15 protein-coding genes are annotated in these 16,783 nt (G+C 47.8%); 7 read left to right on the plus strand and 8 right to left on the minus strand.

Annotated features, from left to right (window positions below; genetic code table 11):
- Nucleotides 1–2: 2 nt before the first annotated feature.
- The 5 genes from ACOV1R_RS07340 to ACOV1R_RS07360 all read left to right on the plus strand — a co-directional run bounded on the left by ACOV1R_RS07340 (nucleotide 3) and on the right by ACOV1R_RS07360 (nucleotide 4,694).
- Nucleotides 3–1,028, plus strand: coding sequence for a helix-turn-helix transcriptional regulator (locus ACOV1R_RS07340; protein ID WP_015380011.1), 1,026 nt, complete (start codon nucleotides 3–5; stop codon nucleotides 1,026–1,028).
- Nucleotides 1,029–1,283: 255 nt separating this feature from the next.
- Nucleotides 1,284–2,216 (plus strand): L(+)-tartrate dehydratase subunit alpha, encoded by a 933-nt coding sequence (ttdA, locus tag ACOV1R_RS07345; RefSeq protein WP_003641291.1) that lies wholly within the window; start codon nucleotides 1,284–1,286, stop codon nucleotides 2,214–2,216.
- A complete protein-coding gene (gene ttdB, locus ACOV1R_RS07350) occupies nucleotides 2,213–2,824 on the plus strand; it encodes a L(+)-tartrate dehydratase subunit beta (RefSeq protein WP_003596657.1) in 612 nt (203 codons plus the stop codon). The genes ttdA and ttdB overlap by 4 nt, the downstream gene beginning before the upstream one ends.
- Before the next feature lie 63 nt (nucleotides 2,825–2,887).
- Nucleotides 2,888–3,214: a metal-sulfur cluster assembly factor gene (locus ACOV1R_RS07355; protein ID WP_015380009.1), complete on the plus strand. Its 327-nt coding sequence runs from the start codon at nucleotides 2,888–2,890 to the stop codon at nucleotides 3,212–3,214.
- Between the two features lie 103 nt (nucleotides 3,215–3,317).
- Nucleotides 3,318–4,694 (plus strand): DASS family sodium-coupled anion symporter, encoded by a 1,377-nt coding sequence (locus ACOV1R_RS07360; RefSeq protein ID WP_054518980.1) that lies wholly within the window; start codon nucleotides 3,318–3,320, stop codon nucleotides 4,692–4,694.
- Between the two features lie 476 nt (nucleotides 4,695–5,170).
- Here the strand turns inward: ACOV1R_RS07360 and aroB are convergent, their stop codons facing one another.
- The 5 genes from aroB to ACOV1R_RS07385 all read right to left on the minus strand — a co-directional run bounded on the left by aroB (nucleotide 5,171) and on the right by ACOV1R_RS07385 (nucleotide 12,179).
- A complete protein-coding gene (gene aroB, locus ACOV1R_RS07365) occupies nucleotides 5,171–6,250 on the minus strand; it encodes a 3-dehydroquinate synthase (protein ID WP_015380007.1) in 1,080 nt (359 codons plus the stop codon).
- A 9-nt stretch (nucleotides 6,251–6,259) separates the two neighbouring features.
- Nucleotides 6,260–7,255 (minus strand): 3-deoxy-7-phosphoheptulonate synthase, encoded by a 996-nt coding sequence (gene aroF / locus ACOV1R_RS07370; protein ID WP_128485059.1) that lies wholly within the window; start codon nucleotides 7,253–7,255, stop codon nucleotides 6,260–6,262.
- Between the two features lie 40 nt (nucleotides 7,256–7,295).
- Complete coding sequence (gene aroE, locus ACOV1R_RS07375) at nucleotides 7,296–8,189, minus strand: shikimate dehydrogenase (RefSeq protein ID WP_015380006.1); 894 nt, start codon at nucleotides 8,187–8,189, stop codon at nucleotides 7,296–7,298.
- Between the two features lie 19 nt (nucleotides 8,190–8,208).
- Complete coding sequence (gene tkt, locus ACOV1R_RS07380; protein WP_015380005.1) at nucleotides 8,209–10,221, minus strand: transketolase; 2,013 nt, start codon at nucleotides 10,219–10,221, stop codon at nucleotides 8,209–8,211.
- Nucleotides 10,222–11,090: 869 nt separating this feature from the next.
- Nucleotides 11,091–12,179, minus strand: coding sequence for an Ldh family oxidoreductase (locus ACOV1R_RS07385; protein ID WP_011101250.1), 1,089 nt, complete (start codon nucleotides 12,177–12,179; stop codon nucleotides 11,091–11,093).
- A 288-nt stretch (nucleotides 12,180–12,467) separates the two neighbouring features.
- On the opposite strand from ACOV1R_RS07385, the gene ACOV1R_RS07390 reads away from it, so the two are divergent.
- Both ACOV1R_RS07390 and ACOV1R_RS07395 read left to right on the plus strand, forming a co-directional pair.
- Nucleotides 12,468–13,556: a hypothetical protein gene (locus ACOV1R_RS07390; RefSeq protein ID WP_015380002.1), complete on the plus strand. Its 1,089-nt coding sequence runs from the start codon at nucleotides 12,468–12,470 to the stop codon at nucleotides 13,554–13,556.
- A gap of 284 nt (nucleotides 13,557–13,840) precedes the next feature.
- Nucleotides 13,841–14,710 (plus strand): DegV family protein, encoded by an 870-nt coding sequence (locus ACOV1R_RS07395; RefSeq protein ID WP_027822231.1) that lies wholly within the window; start codon nucleotides 13,841–13,843, stop codon nucleotides 14,708–14,710.
- Nucleotides 14,711–14,974: 264 nt separating this feature from the next.
- Here ACOV1R_RS07395 and rpsI read toward each other — a convergent pair whose 3' ends face one another.
- The 3 genes from rpsI to truA form a co-directional block, all read right to left on the minus strand.
- Nucleotides 14,975–15,367, minus strand: coding sequence for a 30S ribosomal protein S9 (gene rpsI, locus ACOV1R_RS07400; RefSeq protein ID WP_003638099.1), 393 nt, complete (start codon nucleotides 15,365–15,367; stop codon nucleotides 14,975–14,977).
- 13 nt (nucleotides 15,368–15,380) lie between these two features.
- Nucleotides 15,381–15,824, minus strand: coding sequence for a 50S ribosomal protein L13 (gene rplM / locus ACOV1R_RS07405; protein ID WP_003638098.1), 444 nt, complete (start codon nucleotides 15,822–15,824; stop codon nucleotides 15,381–15,383).
- 108 nt (nucleotides 15,825–15,932) lie between these two features.
- The gene (gene truA / locus ACOV1R_RS07410; protein WP_003644097.1) at nucleotides 15,933–16,721 is read right to left on the minus strand and encodes a tRNA pseudouridine(38-40) synthase TruA; all 789 of its coding nucleotides are present in this window, start codon (nucleotides 16,719–16,721) and stop codon (nucleotides 15,933–15,935) included.
- Nucleotides 16,722–16,783 lie beyond the last annotated feature (62 nt).

A 16,783-nucleotide genomic window follows, 5' to 3' on the forward strand; every position in this document is an offset into this window, starting at 1 on the left:
TCATGATACCTAGTCAGCATTTTCAATCCACTCCAACCGTCCAATTTGACTTATTAACATACATGATTGGTAGTTACCACTACAACTGGCATCCGCAAATCGAACTCTTATGGTTATTGCAAGGTACCGTCGAAGTGAATGTTGACGGGACGCGTCATCAATTACACGCAAATGACCTCATCTTGATCAATGCCAATCGCGGCCATGCCACCTTTGCCTTGACCCCAGAATGTATCGCGCTCCGTTTACATATTCTGCCCGATTTCTACACTAGTCAGGGCATCGACCTCAGTTCAGGTGCTTTTCTACTCAACAGCGTGACGACGCCCCAACACCGTGACTACCAAACGATTCGCCAAATTCTGGCACAACTCTATCTAGGATTACATCAGCAGGACTGGCCAATTTTTGACTTGAACGCCCTGTACTTTCAATTGACGAACCTGCTACATCACGATTTCTTTGATACTGGAATCACGATGACTTATCCCCAACCCAAGACGCAGAGTTCACTAAACCGGGTCATTGATTACATTAACCAGGCTTACGATCGACCAATTACCTTAAACGAAGCGGCAAAAATCAGTCACTATTCACCAGCCTATCTCTCACGCATCTTCAAAGCGGAACTCGGCCTGAATTTTTACGAATATCTAACCCGCTGCCGACTACAACACGCCATCTACGATCTGGAAAACCCAACCACAAGAGTCGCCGATCTAGCCTTAGCCAATGGGTTTCAGGAGGTCAAGTCCTTCAATCTAATGTTTAAGAAGCATTTTGGTCAGACACCTTCCAGTTACCGTCAACATTTGTCACACGGGCAACGTCCTGAATATGACCAGTTCAAGCAACCGCTCACTCCCACACAAACTACCATTGTCCAAAAGCAACTCAAGCACTGGGCCCAACTCACAAGTACTGATCAACTCAGTGCTTGTGAAAGTTGCATGTATAAACTACATTTTCAAGAATATCAGGCACTCAAACAAAAGATCGCGCAATTAAAAACATTGCTTAATCAATAATTAATGGCATAACAATTTTTGTGATTACGAACAACTGAACTTACCGATATTTTGATCAAATATTGGGTCATACCAAGGTACGACGGCATCACTCGTCAGAAGGCCTTGGTATTTTTTTGTCATTTTTAACCGGCTACCTGTCCGCTTACCATCACTTTCACAATCCAATACCTGGCATAACTCGGCGAGTAGCGGTTAGTTTTGTATCACACAGTTACTTACAATGTAGCTGTAAATTGATAGGAGGAAACCAGCATGGATACAATGACATACGACTATACCGAACCAACATTATCAACTAAGGGCCAACGGATGCGCGACATTTTGGCCGATTATATTGCGCTCATCAGTCATCGACTACCAGATGATGTGACTGCCAAACTCGAAGAACTCAGTAAGATCGAAGTCGATCCACTCCAAAAGCTCGTCTACGACACGATGATGGAAAACCAATTACTTGCCAATAAACTTAAACGCCCAAGTTGCCAAGATACCGGTGCGTTACAATTCTTCATTAAATGCGGCGCGCAGTTCCCACTATTAGGCGAACTCAATCAAATTTTGAAAGACGCCGTTTATCGTGGGACAAAAAAAGCGCCACTCCGACATAATGCTGTTCAGACATTTGACGAATACAATACCGGTATGAACATTGGTGACGGCATCCCCTCGATTTTTCTGCAAGTTGATGGTAATGGCACTGACATCTCAATGTACGTGTACATGGCCGGCGGTGGCTGCACATTACCCGGGGCTGCCAAAGTCCTGATGCCTGGTGAAGGTTACGAAGGCGTCGTCCGTTTCGTGATGGATCGCATGACGAGCTACGGCATTAACGCTTGCCCACCTTTACTCGTCGGTGTCGGCGTCGCCACATCCGTTGAAACGGCTGCGCTTAATTCTAAATTAGCTTTAATGCGGCGCGTCGATAGTGAAAATCCAAACGCTAATGCTGCCAAACTCGAACACTTATTAGAAGACGGCATCAATCACATTGGCCTGGGACCACAGGGGTTTGGCGGTCAAAAGTCAGTAATGGGTGTCAATGTCGAGAATACCGCCCGACACCCATCAACAATTGGCGTCGCTGTTAGTACCGGCTGCTGGTCACACCGGCGCGGACTTATCAACTTTGACGCAGATCTAAACTATGACTTACCACTGAACAAAGGAGTCGAATTATCATGAAAACTTACCACTTAACCACCCCAATTTCTGATGACGATATTAAGGACATTCGTATCGGCGACATCGTCTACTTGAATGGCTCACTAACAACCTGTCGGGACGTTGCCCATCGGCGGCTCGTCGAAGAACATCGTCCCCTACCCGTTAACGTGACAGACCGAGCAATTCTCCACGCTGGCCCGATCATTAAAGATCTCGGCCATGACAAGTACGAAATGGTCGCAGTCGGGCCAACGACTAGTATGCGGATGGAAAAATTTGAAGAAGAATTCGTAAAACAAACCCGTGTCAAACTAATCGTTGGTAAAGGCGGCATGGGACCGGGAACCGAACGGGCCTGCAAGAAATATCACGCCTTACACCTCGTTTACCCCGCTGGCAATGCTGTTTATGCCGCCCTGCACGTCAATAAGATTGTTGATGCCCAGTGGAAAGACCTCGGAATGCCCGAAACACTCTGGGCGTGTGAGGTCAAAGACTTCGGTCCGTTAATTGTCTCCATCGATACGAATGGCGACAACTTGTTTGAAAAGAACAAGGTCATCTTCAACGAACGTAAAGAAGCTGAGATTAAAAAAATCAACGAACAAGTTAAATTCATTAAATAACCGACCATTAACAGCCTAAGCGGATCACCCTGCTTAGGCTGTTGGTCTAAAGGAGTCTTTCTCATGATTAGTATGGATACACAATCTACTTTAAAAACCCAAGCTTTAGCCGCTCTGAATACCGTGATTGATCCTGAACTTGGTGTGAACATTGTTGACCTCGGTTTGATCTACGATGTTGCTTACGATGCTGACCTAAAGCTCTGCACCGTTACCATGACACTGACCATCATGGGCTGTCCACTGACAGGCTATTTGAATGACCATATCAAAAACGCATTAATGACCGTCGCGGGTATCGATCAGATACTCATCAACCTTGTCTGGGAACCGGCCTGGTCGCTTGATAAAATGTCACGGGCAGCAAAAATGACATTAGGGTTGCATTAATTCTAATTTAGAAATCGTGTCCGGATTAGCATCATTTGCTGACTAGTTTCAGCAGTCACCGTGAGACGATTTTAACGTTTGACTAGAAAGGTGGTCGTTTTCGATGACCAAATTACAATCCGTCAACTACCAGCAACTTACATGGCCGCTGATAATTGGTTTGATTATTTGGCTGAGCGCGCCATTTCGTCCCGCGGGGCTCAGTCTATTAGCATGGCACATGCTGGCTCTCTTTGTTGGCACTATCATTGGTTGCATTACCCAGCCGTTACCTATTGCCGGTGTCGCAATTATTGGTCTCACACTTGGTGTCTTACTTGGTGTTACCTCGATGACGGATGCCATGGCCGGCTTTGGTGATAACACGGTTTGGATGATTGCAATGGCTTACTTCCTATCACGAGGCTTCGTAAAAACGGGGCTAGGGCGACGAGTCGCGCTGGTCTTCGTCAAATTATTTGGTAAAAAGACCCTTGGATTAGCCTACGCGCTGATTGGTGTCGATCTCGTCACTAGTCCGGCCACGCCTAGCAATACCGCCCGCGTCGGTGGAATCGTCTTCCCAATTATTGAATCTTTAGCTAAAGCATACGGCTCTGACCCACAAAACGGTACGCAGCGTAAGGTTGGTAGTTTTCTCATTATGTCAGCTTTCCATGGTAATATTGCCACCAGTGGCTTATTCATGACCGCGATGGCACCAAATCTCGTTGCCGTGGCCTTGGCCCAAGCAATGCAGATTCACATCACATGGATGGACTGGTTACTCGCCGCTCTATTACCTGGTCTTATTTGCTTAATTAGCGTTCCAGCTATTATTTATTGGCTCTATCCGCCAGAAATTAAGGATACACCCAACGCGCATGCGTGGGCTGCCAACGAACTTGAGCAGATGGGGGCCATGACTTTGGCCGAAAAACTCATGGGCGGTATTTTTATGTTGGCCCTCTTTCTTTGGATCTCAGCTAGTCTCACTGGGCTAGACGCGACCTTAGTGGCCTTCATAGCCGTCACTTTGCTCTTATTAACCGGTGTATTATCCGTTGACGACTTATTACATGAAACTGGGGCTTGGAACACACTCGTTTGGTTTTCAATTCTTATTTTTATGGCTGGCAAACTGAACAGTCTTGGCTTTATTCCATGGCTTTCACAAACTATGGGCCAGGCCCTGCAAGGAATCAGTTGGCTATGGGTCTTGGCAGCTTTGATGCTCGTTTACTTTTACAGCCACTACCTGTTTGCCGGCGCCACTGCTCACGTCTCCGCCATGTACGGCGCCTTCTTGGGTGTGGCAATTTCAGCCGGCGCCCCCCCAATGCTAGCAGCCCTACTATTAGGCTTTGACGGTGCCATTTTCAGTTCGACCACCCATTACGCCAACGGTCCCGCCTCGATTATGTTCGGATCAGGTTACATAACGCAGTCCGAATGGTGGCGTCTGAATCTGTGCCTTGGTGGTTTCTATCTATTAGTATGAGGCGTTGGTGGCACACTCTGGATGAAACTTTTAGGCTATTGGTAAACTAGTTGTTTTTCAACTATACCATTTGACAGGTTCAGACACTCATTCACGTATTTCCCGACTCCGGGCTGAGTGCCCATTTCTGGGGGAAGGACGATCTAGCCGAGCAAGTTTACGCAAATCAGAACTTTTGCCGGTGACCCTAAACTGGCTTTTTAAACTCAAGACTGGCATATTTTAATGCATGCTTCATGAAAATTAACGCGCACAATGTGAACTTACTCCTGACTAACGACTTGATCATACAAACATCACGCCCTAACCAATAACAATCGGCTTTCCAACTATTACTTGGAAAGCCGATTGTTAATCTACCATGTAAGTCCATCAGAACCTGGACGTCAAAAGTTCTGATGCTCCCTCAAATTTTCAGATCCCACCCGGCTAACCGTCATGTGTCGAACTGAAGCATATTGTAAACTTACGTCTAATCACGACACCGACCACAAGTCACCCATCCAAGTCGCCAAGTCCGTGACCGCTATGGGATACAGGTGGGGTTGCCCAACCGCCGATAAGTAGACCCAGGTCAGCGCTGTACCGTGCACTTTTTTGTCGTGTTGCATCACTGCGGCCACGGCTTGCGGCGCTATCGGCGGTAATTCCGTGGGCAACCCTACCGCCATTAAGCGTGCCTTGAGCGTCGACGTTAAACTAGTCGGCGCTAACCCATGTGCTGCAAACAACCGACAAACCTGTACTAGACCAATCGCTACCGCTTCCCCATGCATTAGTTGACCGTCAGCCAATAGTTCGACTGCGTGACCAATCGTATGACCAAAATTCAATAATTGCCGCTGACCCTGTTCATGTTCATCCGCCATAACGACGCGCGCTTTGAACGCCACACTAGCTGCAATTAAATCTGGTGCTGCTGGTAAAATCGCTGCCACACTGGTAATTTGCTGCAAGGATTGCCAAAAATCACCGCCAACTAATGCTGCGCACTTAACGATTTCGCCATAACCTTCTGCGAGCATCCGCGGCGGTAACGTCACCAGAATTGCCGGATCAATGACGACTAAATCTGGTTGGTAAAAACTGCCCACTAAGTTTTTGCCAGTTGGTAAGTCAATCGCGGTCTTACCGCCCACCGAACTATCGACTTGCGCTAATAATGATGTCGGTACTTGAATCAAGGCAATACCGCGCATATAAATCGAAGCGACAAACCCTGCTAAGTCACCAACCACCCCGCCACCAAGAGCGATGACACCGTCACTGCGGCTAAAATGGGCGGCACTCAGCTGATCGATTAACGACTGGACTTGTGACCAACTTTTGCTCGCCTCACCGGCTGGAACCGTCATCACACGCACCTTGAATCCAGCCGCCGTCAGTTCATCAGTTACCAGCTTCGCATAGTACGGGCCCACATTGGTATCCGTTACCACCGCTACTTGACGGGCACACCATACCTTAGTTACCAACGTTCCTAGATGATGTAAACTGTCAATCATGATCTTGATCTGATACTGTTTAACTCGCGTCTTGACTTCAATGTTTGTCATAGGCACATCCTACGCCCACGTTTGCATCAGATCATGTAACTGGAAAGCCTGTTGCGCCATTTTTAAGTACGTCGCGGGTTTTAACGCTTGCGGCCCATCGGATAAAGCTTGCGTTGGCTGGTCATGAATTTCAACGATCATGCCACTGGCGCCAGCTGCTACACCTGCCATCGCCATCGGGGTCACGAGTTCCCAGGTACCGACCGCGTGACTCGGATCAACGATGACTGGGTAATGTGTCAACGATTGCAAGACTGGCACTGCACCTAAGTCAAACGTGTTGCGTGTGTACTTATTATCAAACGTTCGAATTTCCCGCTCCAAAAGCATGATCTGATGATTACCACCAGCTGCAATGTATTCAGCTGCATTGAGCACATCGTCGATTGTTGCCGACATTCCTCGCTTTAATGCAACCGGAATTTGGGTCTGTCCAACGGCTTTAAGCAACGAGAAATTTTGCATATTGCGTGCACCAATTTGAAAAATATCCGTGTATTTCGCCACCATCGCCACGTGTTCATCATCCATCACTTCGGTAATCATATCAAGGCCATGTTTATCAGCCGCCGTCCGTAAGTATTGGAGTCCCGTCTCCCCGAGGCCTTGGAAGCTGTAAGGTGACGTCCGTGGCTTGAATGCTCCGCCACGAACAATCGTCGCACCACCCTGCTTGGCAACCGCGGCCATCTGGTCCACGTGTTCAGCGCTTTCGACTGAACACGGGCCAGCCATCATGACGAATTGATTACCGCCAATCACACTGTGTGGCGTCTTAATAATCGTATCTTCTGGGTGAAAGAGACGGCTGCTTTGGACCGCTGCGGGAACTGCCGTCAAGATTGATTCACTGGCTGCTTGCACATCCGCAGGAAGTGCTTCTGGACGCAATCCTTGAATTGCAATTCGATTATTGTGCGTGAAGATCTCGTGATCCGCACCAAATTGACTCACTAACTTTGCCTGCATAGCCGTAGCGGTTGCTGGTTTTAATATAATAATCATAATAATTTCCTCCTACTAATCAATTCTCAAAAGTTAAGGCCTAAGCCTGCGCCGTAATCGGCGGAGTCGCTTGAATACTGGCTAACATATCTTGGCGGACCTGTTGAACTGGCATCTGCTTACCAGTCCAAAACTCAAAAGCCAAGGCACCTTGCCAAATTAACATCCCCAAGCCATTATATGTGGCGCACCCCTGCTGACGCGCTAAGCGCAAAAAAGTCGTTTCAAGCGGTTGGTAAATCATATCATAGACCGTCTGTTGTGGGACTAATTGCTGGATAATTGAGATTGGTAATGGCGTTCCAGCAGTCGTCATGCCGATATTGGTCGCGTTAATGATCAAATCGCTGGTACGAGCAACTTGCTGCATCCGTACTTGATCTTCATAGGCACAGAGCCGGAGTGGTACCGAAGTCGTGGTACTGAGTTGCTCCAACCAGTGCTGAACACCGGCGTAGCGTACGTTGTTGCGTTTAAAGACCGTTACACTCGCGACACCATAATCTAAAGCCGCCGCAATGATTGCCTTACCTGCGCCTCCCGCGCCTAAAACCATGACGTGCTTATCAACCAAGTTCAGACCTTGATGTAAGAGATCCTGAAAAACTCCAGCGCCGTCCGTGCTGTCACCAATCAGCTTGCCAGCTTCATTCTTAATCGTATTGACCGCTTGAATCCGTTGCGCTCGCACTGTCAAACCATCTAGTAGCGGTACAACGGCTTGTTTGAATGGCATTGAAAGGTTCACCCCCGCGATACCCATGCTACGAATTCCAGCAAGCGTATCAGCCAATCCATCCGGTGCCACATCAAACGCCAAGTAGCGCGCATTTAGCCCCCAGTAGTCAAAACTCAAATTATGCATTCGCGGTGAGCGACTGTGCCGTGCGGGGTGCGCGATAAATCCAAAGAGTGCCGTTTGCCCATCAATCATGCTTTAACTAACTTCCTTTCTAAATGACTCGCAATTGTTGACCAAGATCCACGTGCGTTTGTTGATACGTCCGCACTAGGTCTGCTACCGTGAACTGGTTAGCGGCTAATACTTGGTCGGCCGCTCCACTGGCGCCAAAGTGGTCCAAGCCTAGTACCGCCCCATCTAACCCAACGTAACGTTCCCAGCCAGATGTTGCGCCCATTTCGACTGCAACTCGCCGCCGAATTTGAGGTGGCAAGACCTGAGCTTGGTAATTCGTTGATTGGCGCGCAAAGTTTTCCATCGACGGCATTGAAACGACACTGACATCTTCACCTAACGTAGCTAGTTTCGCCTGGGCCTGAAGAGCTAAAGCAACTTCTGACCCGCTTGCAATCAAGATTCCCATTGGCTGGCGGCCACGCTGCGGTGAGAGAACATAACCGCCACGAGCCACACCAGTCATGGCCTTAGTCTTAGATCCGGATAGCACTGCCAAATTCTGACGGGTCAAGACGAGCACGGTTGGATGATCCGTCGCGTTGATGGCTTGCCACCAAGCTGCGACCGTTTCATTCGGGTCAGCGGGCCGGATCACCGTTAGATTCGGAATCAATCGTAAACTCATTAGCTGTTCAATTGGCTGATGAGTCGGACCGTCCTCGCCGACTGCAATCGAGTCATGCGTGAAAACGTAAGTGACTGGTAACTTCATCATCGCCGCCAATCGAATAGCCGCACGCGTGTAATCGGAAAAGACAAGGAAGGTGCCACCAAAGACCCGCAAGCCACCGTGTAAAGTCATCCCATTCAAAATGGTGCCCATACCAAACTCCCGGACACCAAAGGCAACGTTGCGCTGATCCGGGGTCACCGGAGTCGACAATTGATCCTGCTCAATGGTCGTCTTATTCGAACTGGCTAAATCAGCCGCGCCCCCGACTAATCCTGGTAACTGAGCAGCTAGCTTCTGAATGACGGTATGACTCGTGATCCGCGAAGCTTGGGCGCCTTCATCAAAGATCGGTAAACTGGTGGCTAAGTCAACTGGCAGACGCATACTGAGCTGTTGTTCGAAACGGTGTTGTACGGCTTGTGGTAAAGCCTCTCGTTGTGACTGCCACCGGCAATGTGCACGCTGACCACGTTGCAAGATTAGTTGCTGTGCGCGTTTAGCAACGGCCGGCATTACCGTAAATGGCGCGGCTTGCCACCCTAATTGTTGCCGCAAACTAGTTAAACCGGCCGTTCCCAACGGATTGCCATGCACCGCATTCGTACCCGCTTGTGGTGCGCCAAATCCAATCGTCGTTTTAACAGCGATCAGGCTTGGACGTGAACTGTGTTTGGCACGCTCAATGGCGGCATTAATCGCCGTTAAATCATTGCCATCACCTACCGTTTGTGTATCCCAACCATAACTAGCGAAGTGCTGGTTCACATCGGTACGAAACGACCGGCTGGTGGGGCCATCAAGCGAAACAGCGTTATCGTCGTACAATACAATTAATTTTTGCAATTGTTGATTACCGGCAAAGCTGGCGGCTTCGTGGGAGACGCCTTCCATCAAATCACCATCACCGACTAACGCATAAGTATAGTGATCCACCAACTGCGGTGCCTCGGAGAACTGAGCCGCTAGTTGCCGTTCAGCCAGGGCCATGCCCACCGCCATCCCTAACCCCTGTCCCAGTGGACCGGTCGTGGCTTCCACACCATCCACGATTCCCAGTTCAGGGTGGCCTGGCGTGTGACTGCCGAATTGACGAAAACGTTGTAACTCGCCCATTGTCACGTTGAAGCCACTCACATGTAGCAGACTGTACAACAACGCCGACCCGTGTCCGGCTGATAAGACAAAGCGATCGCGATTAGCCCATTGAGACTGCTGTGGATCGACCCGTAATTGTCGGCTCCACAGTGCCCACATCATTGGAGCCGCGCCGAGTGGCAATCCTGGATGACCAGAACCGGCCCGTTCAATCATTTCCGCACTCAGTACTCGTAGATTATTCACCGCTAATTCATCAATTTCATCAAATGCTTGCATTAACTTCGCTCCCTCTCATTTTGGCTAATAAAAAAGACTCACAGTTACACCAACTGTGAGTCCACTAATTCTTCGCAGGGTGCCCGAAAAACACCGCTACTCAGAAGCAGAAAAGTCACACAGTGGTTGTTCACAACACTGATATGACTTTTCCATAAATTTTAATCATTCCAAAATTTACTGGTCACATCCGTTGCGAGGGCGTGCCTCGCAGTGGATGCCAAGGCACTAAGTAAACCAGTAATAATAATACGAATTCAATTGTAAATTGGTATTAATCGTCATGATTAAAATCTCCTTAATTTATAATGTGTATTTGCTGACTTAAAATATACGGCTAATCAATAGAATTGTCAAATGGTTTTTGCAAACTTTTTCTATTAATCAACAAAAACATGTTGGTCCACCCTCGATTTGCTAGTCGTCATCATCCTCGCTAACTGCTAATAAATACTGGTAAATCAGCAAGTTTGCGTGTCAAATCATTTTACAGATATTAAAATGGTTCCCTGCCACTTTCTGAAAATATTTTTAGCCAGTAGCTTGCACTGACTTAACTTATAATCCACCGCCAGGCAAATCATTAAAATCTAAAAGCCGCACTCCAACGCTAAACTTCTCACAACGAACGACTGACAAACGGTTATTTTCGATTACAATTTCAACAATGTTCCGTATAACTAACCGTCGCCGCTCGTCAATTGTCTGAACCGCCATCTATTCCCAACCAGCTAGCTGGTCTTCACCACCGCACATAATCGTGATAACCAAAAATAGTGTCGCCAGCATCCAGAGCAGATTCCAGCCACACTATCATCAGTTTATGTGATCCCCATTTTAGTCACAATAATTGCCGCAACTACACCAAACTACGCTTTCAAGGCTGCGGGGACTGCCACTCCAAATTCAGCACCAACTTGCTGCATTTCCGTCAACGTCTGTGGATCAATACTGACGCCCTGCACCAAATTTTCATCATAGTGCCGGTATTCCCGGTCACCTGGTATCATGATCTTAGTACCTGGTAGATGCTTCAAATGCCGAATACGGTCAAACATAGTCGTCACGTTGGCCTTCAACACCTCGGGATCGCCAAATAAGGCGGGATTAATCGTCATGAAGAACTGACTAAAGTCATGCTTACCGGTGTTCGTATCAGCCGACAGCGACCCTTGCGCTAAAATTCCCGTGAGTAACTCAATAATTAGTGAGTTGCCAAAGCCTTTGTAATTTGAATTGACTTCCTGCTGGCCACCTAGGGTCAGGACCCCACCACCAGGACGATTCTCAGAAAACGCAATTTTAGTCAAGTTATCCTCCACCGTCTGCGCATCATGCAAGACTTGACGATGCTCATCAACCGCCCAATCACCCGGAATCTGTGCACCTTTTTTGGCCAGCACTTGAATCTTCCCGCTTGAAACCACCGCAGTCGCGCCGTCAAAAACGAAAGGATGCGGGTCGGCTGGAAAAGTAAAAGCTAATGCGTTGGAACCCAAAAAAGCTTCTGTCGCATTCGTCGGCACCACCAACGGCCGCGTATTAGTCGTTGAAATACCGATCAAACCCGCTTTGCAAGCCATGCGCGAATAATAGCCCGCCGTTCCAAAGTGATTCGAATTGCGGATAACCGCTAATGAAACACCGAGTTGCTTAGTCTTTTCAATCAGTTTATTCATCGTAAACGCCGACGCAATCTGGCCCATGCTCTGGTTCGCATCGATCAATAGACTGGTAGGTGTTTCATTCAAAATCTTCGGTTGATGCGTCGGTTCCAAGGTATGATCCTTGATCATCCGCGTATACCAAGCCAGCCGCTGGATACCATGTGACGAGATTCCACGTAAATCTGCATCGACCAGGGTGTCTGCCAGCAGTGCCCCATCCTTGGCACTAAACCGTTGGGCCTTAAAAACTGCTTCTAAAAATTGTCGTTCCGTTTCCGCACTAATTCGCATCGTTATATTTTCCTCCGTTTTTGACAGCCAGCACTCGCCTAACTTGGCGAGCACCGGGATATCACACTTTATTCAGATTGCTAAACAGCTTGAACACGTTCATTATCCGATTCCTAATTAGAAAATTCAATGTTTTATGTAAATATAATTAAAAACAGATGTGCAAAACGTTAATTTTTTAATTATGCCCCACTCAGTTTCTTTCCTTAACTAACCTTTCACTATCCGCTAAGCGGCCTGTCTTTCCATGCTATATTGAAGACACTTAAACTAGAGGAGGGACCCGCGATGCACCGTTATACCTATCATTTTTATACAGGACTAATCACGGGCTTGTTAATTTGGGTCCATCCCCTCGGCGGTCTAGCTAGTCGCGTACGACCGACACTACCGTACCCACCAACCACTCTTCAAAGAACAGCCACCCAAGCTGTTTTTTCACCAACCGAATTTTATCAAACCATCCGTCAGTATCCGGATCTGGTTAAACTAGCAAAATTCGACCCAATCGGTATGTTGCAAGGCACCACCATTCAGCCAGGACTACAAGCCACCCTGACTAGAGACCTCGTCACTAAACAACTCACGACGACGACAATGATGATTCCACAGGGCGTTGTTATTGCCGGTCGTTATCGTCTAACCACCGCTTACGATGCCACTGGTCGAACCCAATCTGTCCTATATGTACAGGATCGTTTCCGACATCAATTATGCAACACTGTCTTATTGCATGGTAAACCACATGTGGGTGGTCTAGCTTATGACCCTCACCACCAGCGGATTTGGTTGTGCAGTCATCGCCACGGTCATGGGGCTATCGTGAGCGTTAGTCTGGCCGCATTACGGCACTTCGACCCGACCACTTCCATTGCCGTTCACTATCAGCAACGCTGGTCACTGCCAACACTGAGCAATGCTTCACTACTGACCTATCACCATCAGGCCCTTTATGTCGGCCAGTTCAAACCTGGACAGACCACCTTGGTTGCCCGCTATCCACTGACGAGCGCCGGCACGCCATACAGAATGACCACGAGTCACGCCATTTTACCAAAGGCAGTTAGTGACTGGCACGGCAAGCTCCCACCCAATATTCAAGGAATGGCCTTCTATGACCACTACGTCTTGTTATCACAGTCATACGGCCCCAGCGCCTCACACTTACTGCTATTCAAGCGCAGCCAATTAATTCAACAGCACCAACTGACCACCGGTATCGCGATTCTTCGATTGCCTCCGCAACTCGAACAGATCAGCGTTCATCATCACCAGGCGCAACTCCTTTATGAAACCGGGGCCACCCCCTACCGCCAGCAGCAAAATCACGCCATTGATCGGCTGATTTCAATCAACTTACAGCGTCTCATTGAATAGGCAAATTAGTCGTCGAACCTCATCACCATGACTGAAAAGCACGGTCCTAGTCACTACGCCATTATTGCAGTTAACCCATAACTGACCTTCCGATGCGTCCAGTATTTACTGACATGCCCAGTTCAATTTCCTGATCAGCATTCACGCTGCTACCAGGATTGCGACAACCAACTAGTTGTTACCGTAAATTACTGCTGTACGTAAAAATACAGCATGTATTAATTTTCCATGGCCGCCCAAATAAGCGTACAATGTAACAGTAAGTACAATTAAGGGAGAAAACTATGTATCAGCTATTAACAGATTCAACCGTTGATTTACCTTATCAACTACTTAAAGACAAGCATGTCGATTTTGTTTCAATGAACGTCACGATTGACGACCAGGAATACGCGGACGATTTGGGTCACCACTTTGACTTGACTGACTTTTATCATCGGATTGGTAACGGTGTGATGCCTTCTACTGCTCAGATTAATATCGGCCAGTTTATTGAATTTTTCAAGCCGTACGTTCAGGCACATACGCCAATCCTATACCTCGGCTTTTCATCAGGCTTAAGTGGGACCTTCAATAATGCGCAACAGGCCAAGGCCATGCTTTTACAAGACCAGCCAGATGCCGAGATCTACCTCGTGGATTCCCGAGCAGCCTGCTGCGGTGAAGGCCTGATGCTACTAGATGCCATTGACAAGCGCGATGCTGGTATGCCGATCGCCCAATTGGCGGATTGGCTGACTGAAAACCGCCTCTATTATCACCAATGGTTCACCGTTGATGACTTAAATTACCTTTATCACGGCGGCCGGGTCTCACGGACCTCCGCGACGGTTGGATCACTCTTACAGATCAAGCCAGTCATGGACGTCGACCCACTCGGCCACTTGCGTCCAGTACAAAAGGTGCGCTCACGGCGCCGGTCACTGACCACACTAGTTAACAACACACTAGCCGATTTACGTGATCAGACCAAGCCGCGCATTATCATTGCCACTAGCGACGCTCAGGAAGCCGCCCAAACCGTTCGTGAAAAGATTTTAGCCAAGGTTCCTGATGCTGAAATTTTGCTCGAACACATTGGGCCGACCATCACTAGCCATACCGGCCTCGGTTGCGTTGCCGTCTTCTCTTTTGGTAAAACTAAACGTCAGTAATTAAAATGGATTGAGCCGTCAATGGCCCAATCCATTTTTAAGTAACCGAGCGTTACTTGCTTAGTTTGTTTCAAGGCGGGCTATATTCGAACCAATTAGTATCAAATAAAACCTGCCCAAATGGGTTATTTATCTCGTTGAGCCACGTCATATGGTTTTTTTGTGGTTTTTTTCTCACTCAACCAAAAAAAAAGCACCCGTCCATAGACAGGTGCTTTCTCATATAGCCAGAAAATGTTGATAAAACAACGTTTTTGGATAATATTAACGTTTTGAGAATTGTGAAGCTTTCCGGGCTTTCTTCAAACCTGGCTTCTTACGTTCCTTCATACGAGCATCACGAGTTAAGAGACCCGCGCGCTTCAAAGGAGTACGGAAATCTGGGTCAACTTCGAGCAATGCCCGAGCGATCCCATGACGAGTTGCGCCGGCTTGACCATGGAAGCCACCACCATTAACGTTAACTAAAACATCATATTGATCAGTTGTTTCAGTTACTTCGAATGGTTGTAACAATTCCTTGCGAATATCTGCAAATGGAATGTAATCTTCAACAGATTTGTCATTCATAACAATTTTACCAGTACCTGGTACTAAGCGTACGCGGGCTACTGAATCTTTACGACGGCCTGTGCCGCGATATTGTACTTGAGCCAATGTAGTTTCCTCCTTAGATTAAGTTAGTGATGTCCAAAACTTCAGGCTTTTGTGCTTGTTGCGTATGTTCTGCACCAGCATAAACATGCAACTTCAAGCCCATCTTGTGGCCTAAAGAGTTGTGAGGAAGCATACCCTTAACTGAAGTTTCAATCAATTTAGTAGGTTCCTTTGCCAAGAAGTCACCGGCAGTCCGTTCCTTTAAACCACCAGCATAAGCAGTATGATGATAATAAATCTTCCGTTCTGCTTTCTTCCCAGTTAAAGCGACCTTGCTTGCATTAATAACGATAACGTTATCACCAGTATCCACGTTAGGGGTAAAGGTAGGTTTGTTCTTACCACGCAAGATTGATGCGACGACAGTTGAAAGACGACCCAAAGGTACATCGGTTGCATCAACTACATACCATTTACGATCAATTTCACCTGGTTTAGCCATATATGTTGTACGCACGTTGTGTTCCTCCATTTTCTGTGTTTGTTTGACACTCAATAAGATTTCCGGGGCTTATCGTGGGGCAAACAATACCAACGACTAGTCTACCTAATTTCGCCTCAGAAGTCAATACTTTATCAAATCAGCTTGTAATTCATTTTGTTCATAATACACTTTTTTCATATAAAGTCCAGCCGCGGGAGCCGTTCCCCGCGCTTGCTCACGGTCCTTAGCCGCTAGTAACGCTGGAATACAGTCAACTGCGCGCCGGCCCTGACCAATTTCCATCAAAACAGCCACCATGATTCGAACCTGGTTATATAAAAAACCACTACCGCAAAATTCAAACTGAATTTCGCGTTCATCCGGCAAGGCCCACGCTTTGGCTGAATAGATCTCACGAACATGGTCATGTGCTTGTGAACCGGACGCAACGAAGGTCGAGAAATCGTGCCGTCCTTCTAAGTCACCGATGGCTTGCTGAATTCGGTCGATATCCGCAGCGAACTTAAAATGCCCCGTATAGTGCCGTTTAAATGGATCTACAAATTCATTTTGATAGGCCCGATACCAGTACCGCTTACCGACCGTATCATAACGCGCGTGAAAATCATTCGGCACAATGGAAACGGCCTTTACGATTGTATCCATCGGTAACATGCTGTTCAGGCCGCGCCGAACCCCTTCTGGATTAATTTCGTACGGCAAGTCAAAATGCAACGTCTGTCCAAACGCATGCACACCAGCATCCGTTCGGCCCGCGCCGTAGATCACAATCGGTTCAACGGGATCTTTCGCCATCTTATTGACCGCCTTAGTGACGACCTGCTCGACAGTTCGCTGGTGTGGCTGGCGTTGAAAGCCCGCAAAATTGGTGCCGTCATATGCTAAAACTACTTTATACCGCGTGGTCACAATATCCCTCCAGTTAAAAACGTGGGTCGCCATCAGTGCGACGCCCACGTTAATCAGTCTTC

Source organism: Lactiplantibacillus sp. YT640, from assembly GCF_049745435.1.
In the GTDB taxonomy this organism is placed as follows: Bacteria; Bacillota; Bacilli; order Lactobacillales; family Lactobacillaceae; genus Lactiplantibacillus; species Lactiplantibacillus plantarum.